Here is a 2,166-nt window from a genome sequence, read left to right on the forward strand (position 1 = left end):
CACGGAAGGTAATGTGCCTTCGCTTTCGTTGTAGAATAAACGTTTCACCATGCCCTGAACCGTTGCAAAATGCAAACGGGTATCCGGACCCGGCAATACGTGCTTAATGCCCTTTACTTCATAAATGTCCGCGAAGGTATTCAGATCGGCTACTTTGTTGTCTTTGAAGGCCTCGCTGGCCTGGGTACCTAGGAGGGTACGATCCACTAAAAACAGAATTCGACTAAAGCGATTGGTCTGAATCAGGTGGTAACAAAGTCCGATGATCGTTCGGGTTTTTCCCGTACCGGTAGCCATCGCTACCAGAGCTTTTCGATGGTGTGGCGATTGAATGATATGATTTTCAACCGCCCGAATGGCATCAATCTGGTATTTACGAAGACCAAGGCCTGTTTTACTTTCTAGAAAATCAAGCGGCGTCTGCTGCAATTTCTCATTAGCCCGTTGAATATCTCTTTCCCGAAGGTTGATTAATCCCTGGGGCGAATACCAACCTTGTAAGGCTTTGGCGTGATTGGTAGGTTGGCGAGCATCCAGAAACCAAATGCCGCTTTTGGTTTCAATCTGTTTGAGGTAAGGTCGCCCATTGGTTGAAAACAAAAAGGGTACTTGATAAGCTCCCCACTGTCCCAATAAAGTTGCTCCATGTTCGGCTTTTACCCGCTCGGCATATACTTTCGACTGCCTGAGATCCGTTGAAATATCCTGATTATAGCGTTTAGCTTCGACAAAGCCATATAGTTCCGTACCGATAAACAGTGCGTAATCAGCCCATAAGGGACCCGCAGGCCATTCAGCGATCGCTTTATTTTTACCGGTTTCGGGTAAGGTTCTGTTTTTCTTGAAGTTAATCGTTTCTGTATCTACCTCCCAACCTGCTTCCCGTAGCATAAGATCAATCAGCTCACGCGTTTGAGCTTCCGACATTTCTACTTTTCGGGCCGCTCGTTCGGATCGTTGCTGAATGACCTGCTGAGCCGATGAACTGAGGCCTTCAGTATCACGTTCAGCTAGTAAATCATTCAACCGTTTCTCTAATTTTCTGTAGTCTTCTTCCAGCTTTTGTAAAGCTAGTCTAGTATCTACATAAGTGGGTTCCTGGTAAAAAAGAGAACTTAAATCCTTTTCTTCTTTGGCGTACGTTTCGAAAAACCAGCGGGCTACGTTAAACATACTTCGTAGGCCGTCTTTGGCATCTCGCTCCAAGGCCGATCCGTCATGGACCGCTCTATTTCCAACTTTTTTAATGAGAAAGAGAATGTCCTTTACCGTAGCAGGAAGAATGTTTTCATCCTTAAGCGTAAGGAGCCGGTAATGAAAATTGTTCTCGTAAGGAAATGCTAAAGAATGTTTTTCAAACAGTAACTCCGTTAGCTTTTCTCCAAATAAACGAAGCTTGGACAAGCTGGAAGCTGGATCTGTAAATAAAAGAAACTCGGCGGACTCACCAATATTAGCCAGAATGGAAAACTCAGGTGCTAAAAAGGAAAAATTAGACAACATAAATAAGTAGGACGGATGCGGGAACGATAAAATTAATACTTTCTCCAATATTCACTCTAATCAGTTACAAACAATCCATGTGATAAGTAAAAAAACACTGTAATAAGAAGCTTTAAAGGCAATAGACTAGGATCAATGAGAAGATATTTTATTGAAAGAAAGTGAATAAATACGAATAAAGAGCTTTATAAAGTCATGCTATAGGTAGTTATTTAAGTTAACTATTGCAAGGGCATTCTTTTAATCTTTTTGCTCGCTTCATTACCTTGATTCCACTACCTAACCGTTACTGTAAGGTAATCTAAGTTTTATGTAGTAGGTTGTAATGGATTATGAATACGCATTAGCAAGAAATAGAAACTATATGTCTGAGCAGCTTGCATTTCTGGATGAGTGGGCAAACAATGGTCTGAATTTTGCGTCGAAAGGCGTCTCCACCCATTTTATCGTAACCGCCCTTACGTTGCCTAAATCAAGTCTAACGGAAGCAGAAGCTCAGATTGAACAGGTGCGAAGCAAATACTTTCAGAGCGGAGCCATGAAGTCCTCGAAAGTGGGTAATAACGATGCCCGTCGCCAGTTGATCTTAAACGAACTGCTCAAGGCCCCCTTTCAAATTCTGGCCATCATCGTTGATAAACGCTTACTGGTGGGGGAGGGCTT

The 2,166-nt window shown here is 42.8% G+C and carries 1 protein-coding gene and 1 pseudogene; one reads left to right on the top strand and one right to left on the bottom strand.

Annotated features, from left to right (window positions below; translation table 11 throughout):
- The coding region (locus BWI97_RS25460) for a DEAD/DEAH box helicase family protein (protein ID WP_146011036.1) at positions 1-1,503 on the bottom strand (1,503 nt) is incomplete at its 3' end.
- Between the two features lie 364 nt (positions 1,504-1,867).
- On the opposite strand from BWI97_RS25460, the pseudogene BWI97_RS25465 reads away from it, so the two are divergent.
- Positions 1,868-2,166: pseudogene (locus BWI97_RS25465) on the top strand (DUF3800 domain-containing protein); the annotation flags it as partial.

The sequence above is a fragment of the Siphonobacter sp. BAB-5405 genome, assembly GCF_002872335.1.
In the GTDB taxonomy this organism is placed as follows: Bacteria; Bacteroidota; Bacteroidia; order Cytophagales; family Spirosomataceae; genus Siphonobacter.